2 protein-coding genes and 1 pseudogene are annotated in these 1,132 nt (G+C 71.7%); all 3 read left to right on the forward strand.

Annotated features, from left to right (window positions below; translation table 11 throughout):
* Window positions 1–116, forward strand: a 116-nt coding sequence (locus tag HMPREF3115_RS32675; RefSeq protein ID WP_049018467.1) for a sulfur carrier protein ThiS, incomplete at its 5' end; no start/stop codon positions are given.
* 37 nt (window positions 117–153) lie between these two features.
* The gene (locus HMPREF3115_RS21270; RefSeq protein WP_006400597.1) at window positions 154–969 is read left to right on the forward strand and encodes a thiazole synthase; all 816 of its coding nucleotides are present in this window, start codon (window positions 154–156) and stop codon (window positions 967–969) included.
* Window positions 966–1,132 (forward strand): annotated as a pseudogene (locus HMPREF3115_RS32680) (thiamine phosphate synthase); the annotation flags it as partial. The gene HMPREF3115_RS21270 and the pseudogene HMPREF3115_RS32680, both read left to right, overlap by 4 nt.

Genomic DNA, 1,132 nt, shown 5'->3' on the forward strand with positions numbered 1-1,132 from the left:
CCCCGCCGTACGCGGTCGCGGTGAACGGCAACTTCGTCGCGCGCACGCAGCACGCGGCGCGCACGCTCGCGGCGGGCGACCGGCTCGACGTCGTGCACCCCGTCGCGGGCGGCTGAACGCCGCCGGTTCGTCCCGCTCTTCCAGGAAAACGACATGACGTCCCTCACCCCCGCCGACGCGCTGACGCTGTACGGCGAAACCTTCGCAAGCCGCGTGCTGCTCGGCACGTCGCGCTATCCGTCGCTGCAGTCGCTGTCCGATTCGATCGCCGCGTCGCGGCCGGGCATGGTCACGGTCGCGCTGCGCCGCCAGATGACGGGCGGCACGGCCGAAGCCGGCTTCTTCGATCTGCTGAAGCGCCATGCGGTGCCGTTGCTGCCGAACACGGCCGGCTGCCAGACCGTCGCCGAGGCCGTGACCACCGCGCACATGGCGCGCGAAGTATTCGAAACCGACTGGATCAAGCTCGAACTGATCGGCGACGACTACACGCTGCAGCCGGATCCGGTCGGGCTGATCGAGGCGGCCGCGCAACTGATCAAGGACGGCTTCAAGGTGCTGCCGTACTGCACCGAGGATCTGGTGATCGGCCGCCGCCTGCTTGACGTCGGCTGCGAGGCGCTGATGCCGTGGGGCGCGCCGATCGGCACCGGCAAGGGCGTCGTCAATCCATACGGCCTGCGTGTGCTGCGCGAGCGGCTGCCCGATGTGCCGCTGATCGTCGACGCGGGGCTCGGCGTGCCGTCGCACGCGTGTCAGGTGATGGAGTGGGGCTTCGACGGCGTGCTGCTGAATACGGCCGTGTCGCAGGCGACGCACCCGGAAATCATGGCGCGCGCGTTCGCGCAGGGCGTCGAGGCCGGCCGCGCCGCGTATCTCGCCGGCCCGATGGACGCACGCGAGACCGCGCACGCGAGCACGCCGGTCGTCGGCATGCCGTTCTGGCATCAGGACGGAGGCGGCGCATGAGCGCGCGCTTTGCCGACGCCTTCTGGCCGCCCGCGGACGAGCTCGCCGAAGCGGCCGAACGCATCCGCGCGCGGCTCGGCGACTGGCCGCGCGCCGCTGCGCCGTGGCGGCTCTGCATGACCGCGCCCGACGCGCCGGCCGACGGCGACGTGATGATCGTGTC

Source organism: Burkholderia sp. HMSC10F09 (assembly GCF_001806955.1).
GTDB classification, from domain to species: domain Bacteria; phylum Pseudomonadota; class Gammaproteobacteria; order Burkholderiales; family Burkholderiaceae; genus Burkholderia; species Burkholderia multivorans.

Excerpts from the sequence above, each read along its gene's own strand:
- HMPREF3115_RS21270 (WP_006400597.1), top strand. The coding sequence starts at position 154 with ATGACGTCCCTCACCCCCGCCGACGCGCTGACGCTGTACGGCGAAACC.